The 1,279-nt window shown below is 32.0% G+C and carries 2 protein-coding genes; both read left to right on the plus strand.

Annotated features, from left to right (window positions below; genetic code table 11):
* On the plus strand, positions 1–304 hold a 304-nt coding region (locus DIU01_RS15315; RefSeq protein ID WP_290835975.1), incomplete at its 5' end, for a hypothetical protein.
* Positions 301–1,191 carry a 3-hydroxyacyl-CoA dehydrogenase family protein gene (locus DIU01_RS15320; RefSeq protein ID WP_290835977.1) on the plus strand — a complete coding sequence of 297 codons (891 nt, stop codon included), beginning with the start codon at positions 301–303 and terminating at the stop codon, positions 1,189–1,191. The genes DIU01_RS15315 and DIU01_RS15320, both read left to right, overlap by 4 nt.
* Positions 1,192–1,279 lie beyond the last annotated feature (88 nt).

A 1,279-nucleotide genomic window follows, 5' to 3' on the forward strand; every position in this document is an offset into this window, starting at 1 on the left:
AAATGGTACTGAAATTTCAATATTAAAAACATTAAATAATTCTGACAAAGATTTCAAAAACAAAATAATAACTTTTATATCTGGTTCAGCTGGAACTACAATAAGTAAAAAGAAGTATTTTTTTGAATCTTTTAAAAATTATTATTTGCAAAATGATGTTTTTCAATTCACAATAATTGAATTAGATGAAAAAGAAAGGCTACTTTCGGGATCGGATTTCTTGATCTTCTATTGGGTTAAATTCTTTAATTCAAAATCTAAATCTCTTTTAAAAAAAATAAAAAAATACAACCAAACACAATGAAAACAATAGCTGTAATAGGCGCAGGAACGATGGGCAACGGAATTGCTCACACTTTTGCACAAAGCGGTTTTACCGTAAAATTAATCGATGTTTCCGAAAAATCATTAGAAAAAGGAATGGCAACAATTGCTTCCAACCTTGACCGAATGGTTTCTAAAGGAACAATTACCGAAGACGATAAATTCAAAACTATCGGAAATATAATCACTTACACCGACATAAAAGATGGTGTTGTTGGAACGGATTTAGTAGTTGAAGCCGCAACAGAAAATGTAACCTTAAAACTAAATATCTTCAAGCAATTGAGTGAAGTTTGCGATCATAATGTGATTTTGGCAACAAATACTTCTTCCATTTCTATCACACAAATTGCAGCACAAGTAGTTCATCCAGAAAGAGTAATTGGAATGCATTTTATGAATCCGGTGCCGATTATGAAATTGGTTGAAATCATTCGTGGTTATTCTACATCTGATGAAGTGACTAAAATCATTATGGAATTATCTGTGAAATTAGGAAAAACTCCAACAGAAGTAAACGATTATCCAGGATTTGTTGCCAATAGAATTCTGATGCCAATGATTAACGAATCTATCGAAACGTTATATAATGGCGTTGCTGGAGTTTCTGAAATCGATACAGTAATGAAACTAGGAATGGCGCATCCAATGGGACCATTGCAATTAGCAGATTTCATAGGACTTGACGTTTGTCTTTCTATTCTAAACGTAATGTACGATGGCTTCAAAAATCCAAAATATGCTCCTTGCCCACTTTTAGTAAATATGGTTATGGCTGGAAAACTTGGAGTAAAATCGGGTGAAGGTTTCTACGATTATTCTGAAAGTAAAAAAGCAGAAAAAATTGCAAAGCAATTTTTGAAGTAAACAGTCACAGTTTTCAGTCGCAGTAAACTGAATACTGAGACTGAAACTGAAAACTATAAAAAAAGATTCTAAACAATTTTTGAAGTAA

The sequence above is a fragment of the Flavobacterium sp. genome (assembly GCF_003525665.1).
Lineage (GTDB): Bacteria > Bacteroidota > Bacteroidia > Flavobacteriales > Flavobacteriaceae > Flavobacterium.

Bases quoted from the DNA above. Each gene is read 5' to 3' on its own strand.
- DIU01_RS15320 (WP_290835977.1), top strand. From the start codon at position 301: ATGAAAACAATAGCTGTAATAGGCGCAGGAACGATGGGCAACGGAATT.